At 53.7% G+C, this 15,488-nt stretch carries 16 protein-coding genes; 3 read left to right on the forward strand and 13 right to left on the reverse strand.

What is annotated here, in order from left to right:
• Nucleotides 1-3 precede the first annotated feature (3 nt).
• From folE to HOO88_05645, 3 genes are all read left to right on the forward strand, one after another.
• Nucleotides 4-552: a GTP cyclohydrolase I FolE gene (folE, locus tag HOO88_05635; protein NOU36231.1), complete on the forward strand. Its 549-nt coding sequence runs from the start codon at nucleotides 4-6 to the stop codon at nucleotides 550-552.
• 32 nt (nucleotides 553-584) lie between these two features.
• Nucleotides 585-2,261: a DNA repair protein RecN gene (gene recN / locus HOO88_05640; protein NOU36232.1), complete on the forward strand. Its 1,677-nt coding sequence runs from the start codon at nucleotides 585-587 to the stop codon at nucleotides 2,259-2,261.
• A 240-nt stretch (nucleotides 2,262-2,501) separates the two neighbouring features.
• The gene (locus HOO88_05645; GenBank protein NOU36233.1) at nucleotides 2,502-3,569 is read left to right on the forward strand and encodes a hypothetical protein; all 1,068 of its coding nucleotides are present in this window, start codon (nucleotides 2,502-2,504) and stop codon (nucleotides 3,567-3,569) included.
• Nucleotides 3,570-4,738: 1,169 nt separating this feature from the next.
• Here the strand turns inward: HOO88_05645 and HOO88_05650 are convergent.
• The 13 genes from HOO88_05650 to HOO88_05710 form a co-directional block, all read right to left on the reverse strand.
• Entirely contained in the window at nucleotides 4,739-5,065 is a 327-nt protein-coding gene (locus HOO88_05650) for a hypothetical protein (protein ID NOU36234.1), read from the reverse strand.
• A gap of 80 nt (nucleotides 5,066-5,145) precedes the next feature.
• On the reverse strand, nucleotides 5,146-5,376 hold the full coding sequence (locus HOO88_05655; protein NOU36235.1) for a hypothetical protein: 231 nt from the start codon (nucleotides 5,374-5,376) through the stop codon (nucleotides 5,146-5,148).
• A 53-nt stretch (nucleotides 5,377-5,429) separates the two neighbouring features.
• The gene (locus HOO88_05660; GenBank protein ID NOU36236.1) at nucleotides 5,430-6,026 is read right to left on the reverse strand and encodes a hypothetical protein; all 597 of its coding nucleotides are present in this window, start codon (nucleotides 6,024-6,026) and stop codon (nucleotides 5,430-5,432) included.
• Nucleotides 6,027-6,410, reverse strand: a complete 384-nt coding sequence (locus HOO88_05665; GenBank protein NOU36237.1) for a hypothetical protein — start codon at nucleotides 6,408-6,410, stop codon at nucleotides 6,027-6,029.
• Nucleotides 6,407-6,802 (reverse strand): hypothetical protein, encoded by a 396-nt coding sequence (locus tag HOO88_05670; protein ID NOU36238.1) that lies wholly within the window; start codon nucleotides 6,800-6,802, stop codon nucleotides 6,407-6,409. The genes HOO88_05665 and HOO88_05670 overlap by 4 nt, the downstream gene beginning before the upstream one ends.
• A 156-nt stretch (nucleotides 6,803-6,958) precedes the next feature.
• Nucleotides 6,959-7,894 (reverse strand): hypothetical protein, encoded by a 936-nt coding sequence (locus HOO88_05675; protein NOU36239.1) that lies wholly within the window; start codon nucleotides 7,892-7,894, stop codon nucleotides 6,959-6,961.
• A gap of 78 nt (nucleotides 7,895-7,972) precedes the next feature.
• Nucleotides 7,973-8,395 carry a hypothetical protein gene (locus tag HOO88_05680; GenBank protein ID NOU36240.1) on the reverse strand — a complete coding sequence of 141 codons (423 nt, stop codon included), beginning with the start codon at nucleotides 8,393-8,395 and terminating at the stop codon, nucleotides 7,973-7,975.
• Between the two features lie 45 nt (nucleotides 8,396-8,440).
• Complete coding sequence (locus HOO88_05685) at nucleotides 8,441-9,559, reverse strand: hypothetical protein (GenBank protein NOU36241.1); 1,119 nt, start codon at nucleotides 9,557-9,559, stop codon at nucleotides 8,441-8,443.
• A gap of 175 nt (nucleotides 9,560-9,734) precedes the next feature.
• The gene (locus HOO88_05690) at nucleotides 9,735-10,895 is read right to left on the reverse strand and encodes a DUF935 family protein (protein ID NOU36242.1); all 1,161 of its coding nucleotides are present in this window, start codon (nucleotides 10,893-10,895) and stop codon (nucleotides 9,735-9,737) included.
• 205 nt (nucleotides 10,896-11,100) lie between these two features.
• Entirely contained in the window at nucleotides 11,101-11,928 is an 828-nt protein-coding gene (locus HOO88_05695; GenBank protein NOU36243.1) for a hypothetical protein, read from the reverse strand.
• Nucleotides 11,871-12,566: an adenylate/guanylate cyclase domain-containing protein gene (locus HOO88_05700; GenBank protein NOU36244.1), complete on the reverse strand. Its 696-nt coding sequence runs from the start codon at nucleotides 12,564-12,566 to the stop codon at nucleotides 11,871-11,873. Before HOO88_05700 ends, HOO88_05695 begins: the two co-directional genes overlap by 58 nt.
• Before the next feature lie 7 nt (nucleotides 12,567-12,573).
• Nucleotides 12,574-13,488, reverse strand: coding sequence for a cyclic nucleotide-binding domain-containing protein (locus HOO88_05705; protein ID NOU36245.1), 915 nt, complete (start codon nucleotides 13,486-13,488; stop codon nucleotides 12,574-12,576).
• Between the two features lie 202 nt (nucleotides 13,489-13,690).
• Complete coding sequence (locus HOO88_05710; GenBank protein ID NOU36246.1) at nucleotides 13,691-14,968, reverse strand: hypothetical protein; 1,278 nt, start codon at nucleotides 14,966-14,968, stop codon at nucleotides 13,691-13,693.
• Between the last annotated feature and the right edge of the window lie 520 nt (nucleotides 14,969-15,488).

Genomic DNA, 15,488 nt, shown 5'->3' on the forward strand with positions numbered 1-15,488 from the left:
GTCATGGAAGAACTGATTCGCAAACTGCTGATTGAACTGGGCGAAAATCCGGAACGCGAAGGGCTGAAAGGAACGCCTGCCCGCGTGGCCGAGTCCTACAAATTTCTGACGAACGGCTACCACCAGAACATCGACGACGTGCTAAACGGCGCCTTTTTCGAAGCCGAGGACAGCCACATGGTGATCGTCAAAGACATCGAGGTTTACAGTCTCTGCGAACACCACATGCTTCCGTTTATCGGCAAGTGCCATATCGGCTACATTCCGGAAAAGAAAGTGATCGGCGTCAGCAAGCTGGCCCGTGTCGTGGATGTTTTCGCCCGCCGCCTCCAGATTCAGGAACGGCTGACCGATCAGATCGCCCATGTCATTATGGAAAAAACCGGCGCGCAAGGCGTCGGCGTGGTGATCGAGGCGCAACATCTCTGTATGATGATGCGCGGCGTCGAAAAACAGAATTCCAAGATGATCACCTCCGCCATGCACGGAACCTTCCGCTCCCAGCTGGCGACCCGTACCGAATTTCTCCGGCTGATTGGAACGATCGGTTGACCGATCAGTCTTAAATTGGAATGATGCGCGGCATGTTGAGCCGTCTGAATATCCGTAATCTGGCGCTGGTGGACAGCCTGACCGTCTCGTTTGAAAACGGACTTAACGTCATTACCGGCGAAACCGGCGCGGGAAAATCTCTGCTGATCGGCGCGCTCCGACTGGTACTCGGCGAACGGGCCGACAAATCACTCATCCGCACCGGCGAAACAACCTGCAACATCGAAGCGGTTTTTGAGCTGGCTGATCCGACGGACGTCAACGCCGCGCTTGATGCCGTCGGCCTGCCGCCGTGCGACGGCGGAATGCTGATTATCCGCCGCACCATCACCGAAAGCAGTTCGAAGAATCTGATTAACGACTCGCCGGTCACCCTGCCCGTCCTCAAAGCGCTCGGCGACGTACTGGTCGATATGCACGGCCCGTACGACCACCAGTCGCTGCTGAAAACCGACGCGCAGATGGACATCCTCGACGCCTTCGGCCAGCTCGCCGCCGACCGCGCGGCCTATCAGGAAAAGTACAAACGGTTTCAAGTGCTGGAAAAACGGTTTCAGGAACTTTCCAATATTGATGAATCCGGCCTCGCCGAACAGATCGACCTGCTCGCGTGGAAGGTCAAAGAAATCGAAGAAGCCAAGATTTCAGAAGAGGACGAAACGGCTGTTCAGCAGGAACACGAACAGATCGCCAATGCGCAGAACATTCTCGAACTGGCGCAAACCGCCGTCGGCGGACTGACCGAAGCCGAGTATTCCGCCATGGAAGGACTTTCCGCCGCCCGTAAAGCCTGCACCCAGCTTGTTAAATATATGCCTGCCGCAGAAGCCTGGGCAGAAGAACTCGAAGGCGCGGCGCGCACCGCACAGGAAATCTCCACCATCATTCAAAGTGCCGTCGAAGACATCAACGCCGGGCCGGAGCGGTTGCAGATTCTCGACGAACGCCTTGCGCTCTACCGCAGTTTTAAACGCAAATACGCCCCGACCGTTCCTGAAATTCTCGTCAAACTCGACGAATGGAAAGCGCGGCTCAAAGATTTACAGTCCCGCGACGAACAGCGCGCCGCTGTCGGTGCCGACCGCGCCGCCGCGCTGACCGAAACGGAAAAAGCCGGGCGGGTTCTACGGAAAAAACGGCAAAAAACCTCCTCCGAACTGGCTGACGCCATTACCATCGAATTGCGCGACCTCGGTTTCGAACACGGACTTTTTGAAGTTCAGCTGCTGGACGCCGACGAACCGGCCGCTTCCGGCATGGACGAAATCGAATTCGGCTTCGCGCCCAATGCCGGTGAAACGATGCGTCCGCTGCGGGCGATTGCTTCCAGCGGAGAAATTTCGCGCGTCATGCTGGCCGTCAAAGCCGTACTGGCCCGCCACGACCGGATTCCCCTGCTCGTCTTTGATGAAATCGACGCCAACGTCGGCGGCGAAATCGCCAACGCCGTCGGCGACAAGCTGGCACAGGTCGGCCGGACGCATCAGGTCATCGCCATCACCCACCTGCCGCAAGTCGCCGTCTGCGGCGGCGCGCACTACGCCGTCGCCAAACGGGTACAGGACGGCCGCACCTTCACCCAGATTAATCAGCTCACCGGCGACGCGCGCACAGAGGAAGTAGCCCGCATGCTCGGCGGCAAGGATTTAACCAAAGTCACCCTCCGCCACGCGCAGGAACTGTTGCAGAATAAAAAATCTACGCGTTAACCGGATATAAGGACATTGATCATGAAACAAATAATCATAGCGATTATAATCATCATTATTGTCAAAATCGGTTTCGTAATTTTTATCAATTGCATGAATGTCGAAACCGAAAATGGAGTTTTACATGTTGCGCCTGCAAGCCCTAGAACTTTGCGTATATGGGAAGAACCCAAATCCAATATGATCATGAAAGAAGACCCATCTAACAACATCACAAACAGCAATCAGAGGTGGTAAGCAATGAAAAAACCAGGACGATGGACTAAGGCATGGATTCTCGCGGCTTGCTTAGTATGCTTAGGACCGATTGGTATTATCTTATATTTTCCAATCATCGCGTGGATGCAGAAAAACGCAGAAGAATCCGAGAACAAGAGCCCGACAAGTAAAAAGGACGACTTGAATCCCAACGAGCCTGTTAATTTGGTGGAAAACAAACAGCCTGAGCCGCCAAAAGAACCCCTAGACTCTGAGGAGAACATGCCGTCGTCAGCATGTATCACCAAAAGCCAGAATGAAACGGTGCCAGTAGAACAGAAGCTCCCCTGCACATCGGAAACGACCAATGAAGATAAAGATAAAAACACTCATGTGGTGACCACCAGCTTAGCAATACTGATCGTGATAGTCGGAATAGCTGAACTCACAGTGATGTATTATCAATCGAATGAAAAAGCATCAAGCCCTTACCGAACGACCAGCTCAAAACCGCCACTTTTGACTAACACTGAGGACAGCACGAAACCTGCCTTCACTCATGAAGAATACAAACAGATACGAAATGAAAACGAAAAAACAAAAGAATACAATCGAGAAACAAAAAGCTACCTCGATTCAAAATTCGGAAGCGGATTTTCGGATGCTGTGAAAAAAGAAGGGGTGTCAACCAGCTCATCCGTAAAAGACGAGCTGAATCAAGTCATCAAAACATATGATCAAACGACACATCGTTTCCTAAACCCGACAGCAAAAGAAAAAGGCGCTGAACTAATTGCCAAAATACAATTTCAATCTGAAGCCCTAAGTTCAATATTGCCTGGTACGCCTGAAGAAAACGCGAAAAACCTAATCTCTTTGGGTGAACAAGCAGCTAAGCAATACGAACAAAGATTCAGCGACAGAGAGGTGTTTTTCTTCTGTTGTACATTTTCACTTGTGGATGCGAACGGTAAGGTCTCTTTAAAGAACATTACTGAAAAAGAAAAACTGTATATGATGAATTCCAAGACATCAGAAACTATGCAAAAGATGCAGGAAATCATGAGCGATGTTTTTCAGAAAAAACCAGCTGTAGAATATCCAAAATGACCAAGCGGAGCCAGAGTCAGTCCGCGCAATTAAGCATCCACTAAAAACAAAGTGGCGCAGGCATCCCTGCCTGTGCAAAAAGGCAGGCCCGCCTTCGCCATCAGGGCTTCGGCGTGGTGCACAAGAGTGTCCGGTGTCATCGGTTTGGAGGATGAATTCGCCCGATTGAACGGGTTCGTCACCGGACGGGGTCAGTCCGATAATTTGACAATTTCGATAACCTTGATTCTGAAACCAATCGGTCATTCAAATGGTGGAGCGTGATCGCCGAGCACGCTTTACACGCGCCGAGCCGACGCGTTCCACTTAACTGGTTGGGAATTTTGTAGGCCCGCTGCCCTCAGCGGGCGATTGCGCCGGGTGAGGTCACCCGGCCTACAGATGCAAGAAGTCACGGACGGGGTCACGGACGGGGTCACGGACGGGGTCAGTCCGATAATTTGACAATTTCGATAACCTTGATTCTGAAACCAATCGGTCATTCAAATGGTGGAGCGTGATCGCCGAGCACGCTTTACACGCGCCGAGCCGACGCATTCCACTTAACTGGTTGGGAATTTTGTAGGCCCGCTGCCCTCAGCGGGCGATTGCGCCGGGTGAGGTCACCCGGCCTACAGATGCAAGAAGGCGGATCGTGACCTCCACCTCAATTTTGGTTCAGCGGCAACCGCCTCCGCAAAGCTACGGCGCGCCAGAAAGATGCCGCTTCCACCTTTGTGGAGAGGAAAGCAGGAGTGTCCGGTGTCAGCGGTTTGGCGGACGAATTCGCCGATTGGGAAGATCGTGAGGATCGGACGGTTTCGTTAAATGTTAACGATTCCTTTGCAGTCGGGATATAGCCGCTGGTTAAATGGTACCCCGGACAGGATTCGAACCTGTGACCGTCGGATTAGAAATCTATTTTTTAGCATTCAGCCGGTGACTTTTTGTTTCAGTAAGTCTCTGACTATCAGCAAGCTATAAAAAATAACTTGATTTGTCAAGGCCATTGAAATGGTATGAAAAACGGTGCTTTTTGATGGGTGAAAGCCACACTTTTCGCCACACTTTTCAGAGTGTTTCAGCGCCGATTTTTTGGTGTCTGCTTCCCTAAATGAGCAGATGGATGAGATAATAAAAAAGCCGCCCGAAGGCGGCAAGACCAGAGATCAATTTTCAGAGATCGGAGGTCAGTTGGGGATTTGAGCTTCGAGGTGTTTGGCGGATTCACCGTCGGCCCAGAGATTCAAAATCTCCAGCCGGGTCTGGTTGACCGCATCAAACATTTGTTTGGCTTCGTCACCGGTGACGGCTTTGTCGGCCAGCATCGGGTCAATGAGCTGCACAAGCTCCGTTAAGTGAATAACGGTTTTGCGGACTTGCGCAATCTGCGCGGCGGTCTTTTTGGACAGCATGATGCGCTGGATAGCGGCGGTGAGCACTTTGGCAACGATTTGTTCCAAGGGCAGTAACTTGAACAGCGACAGCCCCAGTTTGATGAGCATAGTTTGTAGCATGATGATTCCTCCTTACCCTAAGGGGTAAAATCAAACGGAAGTACCCGAAAAATGGACGGACACGGACTGAACGGAACGGTTCAGTGCAAAAATGAGGCAATGGTTTTCAGCACCGTGAGCAAGCCTTGCGGGTTGGTGGAGAGAAAAACGACCAGCGCCGTCAAAAGAACGAGGCTCCATTTTTCGAGTTTGGTGACGCGTCCGTTGGTTTTGCTGGCCTGCGCGTGGATGGCTTCGAGCTTTTCATCAATGCGGTCGAAGCGTTGCTGGCAGCCGTCGGGCAGATTACACATTGGCGATTTCCGATTCATGATTTCCGATTTCAATTAAGAGAAGCGGCGCGCCCGGCGGTCACGCCCTACCCTCAAGGAATGATTGCGGTGATAAGGCCGTTGGAAATGACCAGGGTGTTGCCGGCCTGAATAACGCGATTGGTGGTGATACCGGTTGTGCGCAACAGATAGCGCCCGTCGGCATATCCTTTATTTACGATTCCCAAGGCATCTGTGGGATTTTCGGTGACGTGCCACTTTGCCCCTGCTGATCCGGTAAGAGTGCCTGTTTCAAAATCAATGGTGGTGCCGTATCCAAGATGCATAAGGGTGTTTGGCGAAACCAGAAGGCCGTCAGCGGGCACCCCAAACAGTAATGCGTCGCTTTGCGATGTTGAAAATTGCAGTCCGTCCTGAAAACTGAGCGTTTTAAAATAGCCATGATGATCTTCACTGTCCTTGGCGTAGATTTGAAGTGCGCCATTGGTTGCAGTGAGGCTTTGGGCAAACTTTAGGGGTGCGGTCATCTGGCGGGAGCCGTCGGTGTAAACGGCCTGCGGGTCGGAGACGTGGATCTCCAATGCTTGGATACGCTGGCCGTCGAGGATCCACTGCTGTGCCTGCGCGGAGCTGCCGAGCAAAAGGGCGACAACAAGGGTCGCCCGTACATTGGAGAGGATAGCTTTCATTTATTCGCCCTTTCGGATGATTTCAACGGTGCCGTTGGTGATGGTGCTGGTGATGTTCAAGGAATCGTTTTCGTTAAAGGGAATGTCGGCTTCCGGAACCCAGACGGCGTGCTGATTGTTGGATAGTGTGCACCCCGTTAGAAGAAAGGCTGTTGAGCCGGTGCGGCGTTCAACGGTGATCGTGCCGGATGCCGGGGCGGCAAACCGGAAGAGCAACGCAACGGGCACCCATGTGGAGCGTTTCTGGGTGTTGGTGATGGCTACGGTGCCGGAGTTGAGGGAATGGGTGGACGCAATGCCTGCGGCGAAGGCAGCGTTGCCGACAAGCAAAAGCGCCGCCAAGACCATAGACTTTAGGCTGTAGGCTTTAGGTTTTTGTTTCATTGGGTTGCTCCTTTGTATGAAGGGGAAGCGATGGAACCGTCGAGGGTGGCGGGAATGGCGCCCGTCCAGATACCGCGCAGGAATACGTCGGCGCGAATCGCGGCGGCGTTTTCCGATTCGGACATGGTGAGGCCGATTTCTTTTTTGAGCTCGAAGAGAATGGTGGTCTGCGCATAGCGCAAGCACGATTCGGGAAGAGCGGTCGCCCTGTCATCGGAAAGAGGCAGTCCGTTGGCCTGAATTGCGGAACGGAATTCGGCGGCGGTCTGCTGAATGATGGCGGCCAGACGGCCCTGCTTCTGCGGGTTGTCGAGCAGCCATTGCCGGTAAGCGGCCAGCAAAGGAGCCGACATAACGGACTCAACAAATTCAACTGACAGCAGGAAATACATAAGGCTTTAACCACGAATCACGCAAATGGACACGAAAGAGAGAAAAGCGAGGGAACCCACCCTTCCCTTCGGGCACCCCTCCCAATGGAGGGGAACCGAGAAGGGCCGAGGCGCCCCAGTGGAGTAAGGAAAAACGCCAAACTCCACGGGGCAAGGTTAAGCAACGTTGATGCGCTTGGCGGCAGCCGAGTTGGTGACCTGCACGTCTTCTGACCAGTCGAATTTGGCGATTTCGACACGTCCGTCGTCGCGCATGTATGAACTGGGAACCATGAAGCGGTTCATCAGGCGGAACGTTTTCATGAAGCTCGGATCGCGGCGGGTCGGTTGCGCCTTGCGGGCGAAAACCAGCACGGTGCTATCCAGCAGGAATTTCACATCCTCGGTAACGCCTTCAGGGGAGTCGTCGAAGACCATGTAGCTGGTGCGGACTTCGGGCGAGCCGACAAAAAGATCGCCCGCATTGGCCTGCGTCGGGACAGCAAGGCCGACGCCGGTCTTAGAACCGGAGCCGACCACAAAGCGTCCGCGGACTTTGGCCTGATTTTTGAAAATATTCCAAGCACTGGCACCGAACAGCACACCGACGTTCATCAGCGAGCCGTATTTGCAGGCTTTGATGACATCGAGGATGGTGTCGTCAATGTCGGCAACCGGATCGGAGGCATCGTTCCAAGTGGCATTGGTGCCGGGGCCGATGGCTTCGACCGCGAGGTCAATGACCGCTTTTTCGTGAGCGAGCGCCGCGACTTCGGCAACGGCTACCGCGCCTTCGCGGAGCATGTTTTCGAGTCCTTCGGCTTCGAGCTGCTCGAGGTTATCCACGGGATAGTCGAGCGCATGAGGTTCGCAGTTGAAGGTGGCATCGGACACCTCGAAGCGCAGTTCGGATGCGCGGCCGCCCAGCGTCCGAAGGGTCTTCGGAATGTGGAAGCGGTTTTTCTCGGTGTACTTCTTGAACCGTCCGGTTGAAGTCGGGACTTCAATGGTCGGCGCGATAAAATCCGCGACGGGCATGATGGCACTCTGGGCGGCGCCCTGGGCGAATTCGCGAAGCATGGGGCTGGCACTGATTTCGGTTAGACGGGACATGGGAACTCCTTTTTGAATTATGAACTATGAACGATGAATGATGAAAATTGCGGCGCGCTCGGCGAGCACGCCCTACCTTTAGGCAACAGTGATGAGGCCGAGGTTGGCGGGACGGACAAGGATGAGTTGGCCGCTGATGCCTTTTGCTTCGGCGATACCGATGGCGCGGTATGTTCCGGCAGTGGCTGGCAGTGCGCAGACTTTGCCGGGCTGTCCTGTGACAGACGGATTGGCAATGACCAGCGTGTCGCCGGGATTGCAGGTTCCAACGAGCGGAAGCCGGACGTTGCGGTCGGGCGTGAGCGGATGGAAGTCGCCGTTTTCACCGGACGGCGCGCCTGCAAGCACGACGTAGAGCGCGGGTGCGGTGAGTGAAGCGGGCAGAATCATCTTCGGCACTCCGCCGGAATGGCTGAGGACAGCGAGATGATCTGCGTGGGCAGTTAAATCTGCGCCACAAGGCATGGATACGGAACCGGTCTGTACGTTGGTCTGACTCATTTTATTTTTCCTTTCAGGGGGCACCCACACGGGATGCCCTTACGGTTAGTTTGAGAGTTCCTTTTCAGCGCGACGGAAAGCCTCGGTGTAAGAAACGCGCTCGGTCTTCAGGATTTCAGCAGCGCGGTTGCGGATTTTGACGGCCTGAGAGTCGGCCTCGGGGCGGGCATTGCGGTTATGCGTTGCCTGCACTTTTGAATCGCGGTTGTGTAACGGCTTCGAAGAAGCCGGGGTTCGCAGTTCAGGGTTTGCAGTTTGGGGGTTGGGCAACTTCAGGTTTTTGAAGACCGCTTCCGTCAGGGTGCGATTTTCAATGAACTGCGCACGGACGGCGTCGCGGTTTTCGATGTGCGCGGCGTGGGCGGTGAGAAAGGCGTCGGCATCTGCTTCGAGTTGCGCATTCTGGAAAGTGGCAAGCTGGGTTTCGGCAGACTCGGCGCGATTGAGCAGCGCGGCGACCTCGGCGGGCGGGGTCATGTTTTCAATGGCGGTGAGGATGGCGCCCTCCGCTGTATCGGCGGGCAGATTCAGTTTGTTGAGCAAGGCATCAATAATCGCTTTCATGGTTTTCTCCTGTTTGGGAGGGCAGCTACGAGAGCGGCCCGTACAATTTCGGTCTTCATCTAAAGGGGTAAAATCAAACTGGGCCCGATTGGATAGCGGCAGGATGCCCTTCAGATTCGGGTCGTTAGTGACGGCGGCGTTAAGCAGGCGAACAGGACGGAAGCGGTTGTCGCCGAGGTCTTCGCAGTCAGTTTTGGCCCAAACGGGGGAAAGAAAGCGGTAGCGCCCGCCTTTGACTGCGGCTTCGCCGATGTCGGACCAGCGGATGTGGGCAAAAAGCCCGGCGGGGCTTTTCCCAGTTATAAGTTCTGAGTTCTGAGTTATCAGTTCAGGCTCAACAAATTTCAAATCGGTGATCCAGCCAGCGGCTTCGGAGCGTTTTTCGGCATCGAGCGAAAAGTGGTCAAAATCAATGAGCAGGCCGGGGAAATTTGCGGAAGTAGCGCGGGCATTTTTAAATGCGGCAACCATGCAGTTGCAGGCTTCGGCGTCAATGACCTGAACGATTCCGGCGGCGGCATGGGGAAACTCTCCAAGCGGGGCAAGCTGGTGCCAGCCGTCGGCAGGCATTTCGAAATTGCGGTTGAGTATTAGGTTCATCACCTAAAAAGGTGAAATCAAACGGAAGTGCTGATCCAGAAGACAGATGAGGGATGACGGATGCCAGAGTTAGCCGCGTAGGCGCGCAAAGGGCTCAAAAAAAATAAATGAAAATATTTTTCTGAAAAGTTTGATATATCAAACTATGCCGGACAAATCGGACGTTTCGGACGTATCATTTAGCCGCTGGAATAGCGGGGGTTTTTGTCAGGGTGTAGCCGGTTTTTTCGGAAAGCTCGGCGGGATCTACGTCGAGACCGGCGGCTTTAAGGTTCACCGCATCGAGCACGACCTGTTTGGTTTCCTGAGTGAAGCCGGGTGAGAATTCAAAGTAGGCCATGACGGGCTGGCCGGGAAAGTGCTGTTGCAGAAGCGGTACATCAATGGCGTTCTGCAAGATGCCAGCCAAGGTGATGGCATCGGCTCGGGCGATCTGCAGAAAGGTTTCCTGATGGGCGGTGCCTGCCAAGGTGCCGCTACCTGGCTCGGTGAGCATGGTTAGAATGCCGCCGGTGGCGGTGATGGTGATTTGCTCGTCGATGTATTTAATCAGTTCGCGAAACGGCGGACGTCCCCCGCCTCCGGTGACGAACTTCACATCGCTGTCGTGCGGAAGAAATCCGCGACCATTGGAAAGGAGTTGTTCGGAAACCTCCTGAAACTCCTTCTGTTTTTCTTCAGAGGCGTTGGGCGGACCGACCAAGAAGATAGACGGGATGCCGTAAACCGAGATGTAGGTATCCCAGTCGGCTTGCGAAAGGTTTTTGCGTAGGTAGAGCACGCTGAGGATGCGGTCGAGTGCGGCGGTCTCGAGGATGACAAAGTTTTCGGGGTCAATGGGCGTGCCTCGCTGACAGCCGGAAACGGCACCGGCGTTGTATTCCCAGTCGCCGAAAAGTCCGTCACGAATCCAGAACCACTGTTCTACCGGCTCAAGGCGTTCAATGAGCCCGTTGGCTGACCAGTGTTTTTCAAGATGGGCAAAGCCGCGAAAGAAGCCAGTGAACAGGAAGGATACGGCTTCGCGGAAGTTGGCGATGTTGTCATAGACCATGCGGAGAAAATCGGCCTGTTCCTGCGCGCGCGAATCGTTTTGAGACTGCGAAACGATACGGACATCCCAATCGAGCGACAGCAGTGCAGCGCGACGGCGCTGAATGACGGAGTGGATCATGGCGTCGGAGCGCTCGATGTAGTAGTAGAGCCACATCAAGTCGGTGTACTGGCCGCGCTCGCCCGCTTCCTGGAAAGAAACGAGCCGCGAGATGTTGAGGCTGCGCAACGGGTTGTTTGCGTCGCGGGTGCCGTGGTTTTTATTCAGGTAAAGGTAGCGCATAAGTTTCTCCCGTTCAAATCGTTAAAACGCCACGCTCGTTGAAGCCGTTAAAAACGAGAAGACGTTCTAATATAAGGGGGGAAATCAAATGGCCAGGCGCGGTTGTTGGGCCGTTATTGAAATGTACGGATGCGTGTGCTGACACTTTTTCCGAACGATCCAGTAACGGCATTGTTCGCTGCTTCTTTGTCTTCGGCAATCTTAATCATATTCTGGTCAAGTTTCTGCCGAAGTAATACTCCAAACATCCAGCTATGCTAAGCCTGTTGAAAAGCAACGTGTCTATAGCTCCACCGTTGATGGTTGGTTCATGTTCATGGTAGAAACAGAGTGATGGCGTTAGTGGGAGGATCATGCGTTTCAGTGATGAATCTGGGACAATGAAATCGACACTCGATGAAGTCATGAGGTGCCATTTCGTGCCCTTGAATTGTCGTAAAGATCGATTCAGCTTCGTCTGCAAAAGTCCCCCCACAATCTGGCGAGCGGGGATCGTGAAATCTGGCCTAATCGATGAAATGTTGTTCTTCTCCAGATGCTCGATATCGTCCTTCGAAAGCTTCACTGAAACATCAACAATTCCTGGAATCGGCCCCTCATCAATATCAGCATCACGAAGTGACTCCCGAAGAGACCAGAGACAATACATAGCAGACACTATCTTGGCGCCTTCTGCTGACACTGTCGTATCTCCAGAACTGAGGAGCTGATCTGCGTATCCACGATAGTCATTCTCAATAGTGAGCATGTAGCCGCTCTCTGCCCGCTGGTCCCAAGCTCTCTTAGCACAAAAAATTGGTGCGTCTGGCTTAGCGCGAAAAGTACCTTCCGAAGATTTGCACTTAACCTCGACGGTGCCATTAGAATCGGAGAAGCGTGCTATGCAGCACTTAGGGAAGCAGTGTTGCTTTACGGTAAGTTGATGTGGATTACCTGGCTGGGGCTTCTCGAAGGTTGACATTGTTGGGTGCTCTCCTATAAAGACCATTTCCAATTCGACCTGTAGATCTTCATGTTGTTCATGTCGGTCCACTGTGCCTCCTCCCACATGGAGACGCCGTTGTGCTTCTTCGCGTCATCTACGAGTCTGTTGTAAACATCCGCAGTAATGCGGGATGCGTGTGTGTCTGGTAGTGAAGAAAGCTTTGCCGCATAGTTCGCCGCGCGGCCAACCCATACCAAGTCATTCGCGCCTCGTGCGCCGGTACGCGCGGCGCGCAACGTGCTTCGGTCGATGCCCACGACATGTTTCAGTTGGTACTCTTTAGAGGGGTACTGCTTTAGGAGTAGAGGATTAATGATCTCCAATCGGCACCAGTTGATCTTTAGGGCGGTTCTAGCAGCTGAAGTGTTCGGCGAGTCGCCTATGTACACAGCCATGATGCGATCCCCGTCATAGGCCGTTATGCGGCCTCCTTCACTTGAGATGATCCTTGCGGCGCAGTAGAGAAACGCTTTGTATACTTCAGCAGCGAACTGCCATGATTCAGCGTTCACCAAGGCTGTCGAACCAGACATGTCTGCGTAAAGGACAACCGCATCTTCAAGTTTCACGGCTTCATTCGCCATGGCAACTGTGTCGGCATCTGGAACAACCCGACCATCGCGCTCAGTCCATTGTTCTCTGAAGAACTTCCCAACTTGCTCAACCAGTTCATCTTTCAGTGACATAGAAAACCTACCTGCTTTTCATCTTCTGAATCGCGAGTGATATCTCGTCCGCTGACGTTCTGACGGCGTCTTGGGGTGAGGCTGCGGTTGGGTCGTATTTTACTACGTTGATTCCGAGAAGATCGGATGGAATCTTCACATCAATCCCCTGGGGTGTAATGAGGAATGTTCTGTGTCGGGTAATTGCGCCCATGAACAGTCCGAGTTCAAAAACAATATTGTCCCTTGGTGCCTGTGTGGATACGCCTCGACTCGTCACTTGGTCGTCTGCTGTGGCAACCAATGCTGCAAAGTCCGAGCATTGCACTCGTGTGGCCAAGTCTTCCATTGGAAAGTGCGAAGCACCGAATACGCCCTCGGACCACAAACTCACAACTGCCAGCTTGGGGTCAATTCGTGAGGCAAGAGCCTTGGCAATGGCGATCCCCTCGCGGGATGATCCAATGAATAGTTGAGGTGTCTCGTTGGGTGAACTGTGGAACTTGCATCGTTCGTCCAATCGTCGTACAAGCTGGATGCCAATCTGGCGCCAGAGGATTGGATGCGCGTTGGCGATGGCAACGAAGTTGGGTTCGCAAACTTGTGCGTATGTCGTTGGCTCACGGGACACCACCGTTGCTGTCCGACGTGATGCGGGGTCAACTAGGGCCATTTCGCCGACATGTTGTCCGGCTCCTCGGGTAGCGACTTCTCTTTCATTGATGAGAATGCGGGCGCTACCACTGAACATGAAGTAGATATCGTTGTCAGAGTCGCCCTGCCGAATCAATACATCGCCAGCCGAATGACTAACGATTTTGCATGCGGGTGCCAGTGCTTGTGCGACCGGTTCGCTTCCTCGAACGAGCTGCTGTTGCAGAAGCAGATCAATCAGAATCCGTCCAGTTGTATCGGCTGCGATTCTGTCGCCTATTGATGTCATAGCTTTATCATCAGTGTTACTGAACGTACTTCAAGTTCGTTGTTTTAGGGGTGCCCTTTTGAACTCGACTGGACAGTAGCGGGTCGTTCGGCGGTGATCAATTCAAATAAGAGATTCGTGATGCGGTGGTTATACATTCGGTGTATTCCAGATGGCCGTAATTAGTTTTGAGCACCGTGAACAAGCTTTAGGGGGAACGGTGTTAGCTATTTATGCTACGGGATCGTTTCGCAAAGGGAGCGAAGCGGTGTTTATGCGCAAGCGGAATCATTGAGCCGCAGGATTCGGTTTCCCAGCGGCGGTGGTTAGCGAGCGCGAGCGCCATGACGCAATCATCGTGAAAGCCTGACGGGGCGTTGTAGCTGACGTGCCCGCGCGGGGAAATTTCGTATTCGTAGCGTTGCATTTCGTTGGTGAGCACCTGCCATTCCTCCGGCCAGCTGACTTTCTGGTGTTCGACGGCCCCCATGAGGCGCTGTACCAGTTCGGCTTTCGAGATGGATGAGAATTTGAAGGGCTCAATGTTTGAATAGCGTCGGCAAAGGTCGTCGTAAATTGGATCCCCTGCCCCGGTGGCATCGAGGATCAAGCGGCCTTGCCATTTGCGCGCGAATTGCAGGATGCGGTCTTTCTGCACCGGCCAGTTGAGCTGATTGAAGCGTTCCATTTCAAAGCAGCGGCCCGTTTTCAGGTTCATGGCAACGAGCACGGTGAAGTCGGTATGCTTGGCCACATCGCAACCGATGACCACCGGCCCGGTGCGGTCGTCGCGGGTGATTGTCTTTTCAGGAAACAGGCACGAGCTGACACCGCGAAATACTCCCGCAGAGTCTTCAAGAAACTCGGCTTCGTATTCCTGCTTGAACACATCGGCGGGCAAGGTGCGCTTAGCGTCGTCCCATTCGGTCGGCGGAAAATACGGGCTGGCATTGCTGGGGAACTTGAATGACTTGTAGGCTGTTTCTTGCGGATCGAGTCCGCGGGTGTACAGGTCAAAAAACCAGTTGCGGCCTTTGGGTGTCGAAATGAATACGGCCCAGCCTTCCGTCTGCGCGATGGTCGGCCTCAAAACGTAATTCCATACATCGAGTGGGATCACCGCCGCTTCATCTACTACAAGACCTTTGAAGCCGTACCCACGGATGTTCTCGGGATTGTCGGCAGACAAAAACCAGACACGGGAAATTTTTCCGTCCCGGCTCTCGAAATCAACCCGCGAAGGCGTCCGCCCGATAAAGCGCAGGTACCACGATTCTGCGGCGGCGATAAACGCCTCCCGCCCGCGCTCCGCCACGTTGTAGGTGGGCGCTACCCATCCGTATTCGCCGGAGTCGAGGAAGGCGCACTCGAGCAACTCTCCGGCAAGGCAGAGGGTCTTTCCGAATCGTCGTCCGGTGCAGACAATTCGAAATCGCTTATCGCGGGCATTATGAATTTCTTTTTGAGCCCAATGGGGGGTGTATTTGACAGGAGACGCCATTCTATAACTCCTTCGTGTTCGATGTTGACCGTGGCTTCTTTGGGAAGCATCGGCATGATGATGTTGCGAAAAAACGAAACGGGGTCTTTTGTTAAGGATTCTTGCAGGCCATCCAGCAAAGCTTGCTGATTGGCATCGGACTGCAACATAAGGTCAATGGCCTTAACGAGCTGAGTGCGTCCGCTGACTGCGCCTTTGGGCTTGCCGGCTGGGTTGCCTGATTGTCCTGGTTTAAATTGCATCGTGTCCTCCAACCTAAGGAGGGAAATCAAACTATGACTGTTTCAGGATGTTTCAAATTCCCTGTAAATATCAGGAAAATACAGGAGGGGCCCCACACACACGTTGGTTTACAGGCGGACGGGTACCGAAGTAGCCATACTCGAAGACATCTTTTCCTCCGAGGCTCCGATGGGCCGAGGAGTTGCAGAGCATTCGTGAAAAAGGTGAAGCCTTGGTTTCCGATGGCTGGAATACCCTGCCCCGCAGGGGAGCGTAGCGACGACGCAACAGCGGCGGA

It is taken from the genome of Kiritimatiellaceae bacterium (genome assembly GCA_013141415.1).
In the GTDB taxonomy this organism is placed as follows: Bacteria; Verrucomicrobiota; Kiritimatiellia; order Kiritimatiellales; family Tichowtungiaceae; genus Tichowtungia.

Excerpts from the sequence above, each read along its gene's own strand:
- HOO88_05700 (NOU36244.1), bottom strand. The coding sequence starts at position 12,566 with ATGTCACTGAAAGATGAACTGGTTGAGCAAGTTGGGAAGTTCTTCAGA.
- HOO88_05675 (NOU36239.1), bottom strand. The coding sequence starts at position 7,894 with ATGTCCCGTCTAACCGAAATCAGTGCCAGCCCCATGCTTCGCGAATTC.
- HOO88_05655 (NOU36235.1), bottom strand. The coding sequence starts at position 5,376 with ATGAATCGGAAATCGCCAATGTGTAATCTGCCCGACGGCTGCCAGCAA.
- folE (NOU36231.1), top strand. The coding sequence starts at position 4 with ATGGAAGAACTGATTCGCAAACTGCTGATTGAACTGGGCGAAAATCCG.
- HOO88_05680 (NOU36240.1), bottom strand. The coding sequence starts at position 8,395 with ATGAGTCAGACCAACGTACAGACCGGTTCCGTATCCATGCCTTGTGGC.
- HOO88_05665 (NOU36237.1), bottom strand. The coding sequence starts at position 6,410 with ATGAAACAAAAACCTAAAGCCTACAGCCTAAAGTCTATGGTCTTGGCG.
- recN (NOU36232.1), top strand. The coding sequence starts at position 585 with ATGTTGAGCCGTCTGAATATCCGTAATCTGGCGCTGGTGGACAGCCTG.
- HOO88_05690 (NOU36242.1), bottom strand. The coding sequence starts at position 10,895 with ATGCGCTACCTTTACCTGAATAAAAACCACGGCACCCGCGACGCAAAC.
- HOO88_05660 (NOU36236.1), bottom strand. The coding sequence starts at position 6,026 with ATGAAAGCTATCCTCTCCAATGTACGGGCGACCCTTGTTGTCGCCCTT.
- HOO88_05710 (NOU36246.1), bottom strand. The coding sequence starts at position 14,968 with ATGGCGTCTCCTGTCAAATACACCCCCCATTGGGCTCAAAAAGAAATT.
- HOO88_05650 (NOU36234.1), bottom strand. The coding sequence starts at position 5,065 with ATGCTACAAACTATGCTCATCAAACTGGGGCTGTCGCTGTTCAAGTTA.
- HOO88_05685 (NOU36241.1), bottom strand. The coding sequence starts at position 9,559 with ATGAACCTAATACTCAACCGCAATTTCGAAATGCCTGCCGACGGCTGG.
- HOO88_05705 (NOU36245.1), bottom strand. The coding sequence starts at position 13,488 with ATGACATCAATAGGCGACAGAATCGCAGCCGATACAACTGGACGGATT.
- HOO88_05670 (NOU36238.1), bottom strand. The coding sequence starts at position 6,802 with ATGTATTTCCTGCTGTCAGTTGAATTTGTTGAGTCCGTTATGTCGGCT.
- HOO88_05645 (NOU36233.1), top strand. The coding sequence starts at position 2,502 with ATGAAAAAACCAGGACGATGGACTAAGGCATGGATTCTCGCGGCTTGC.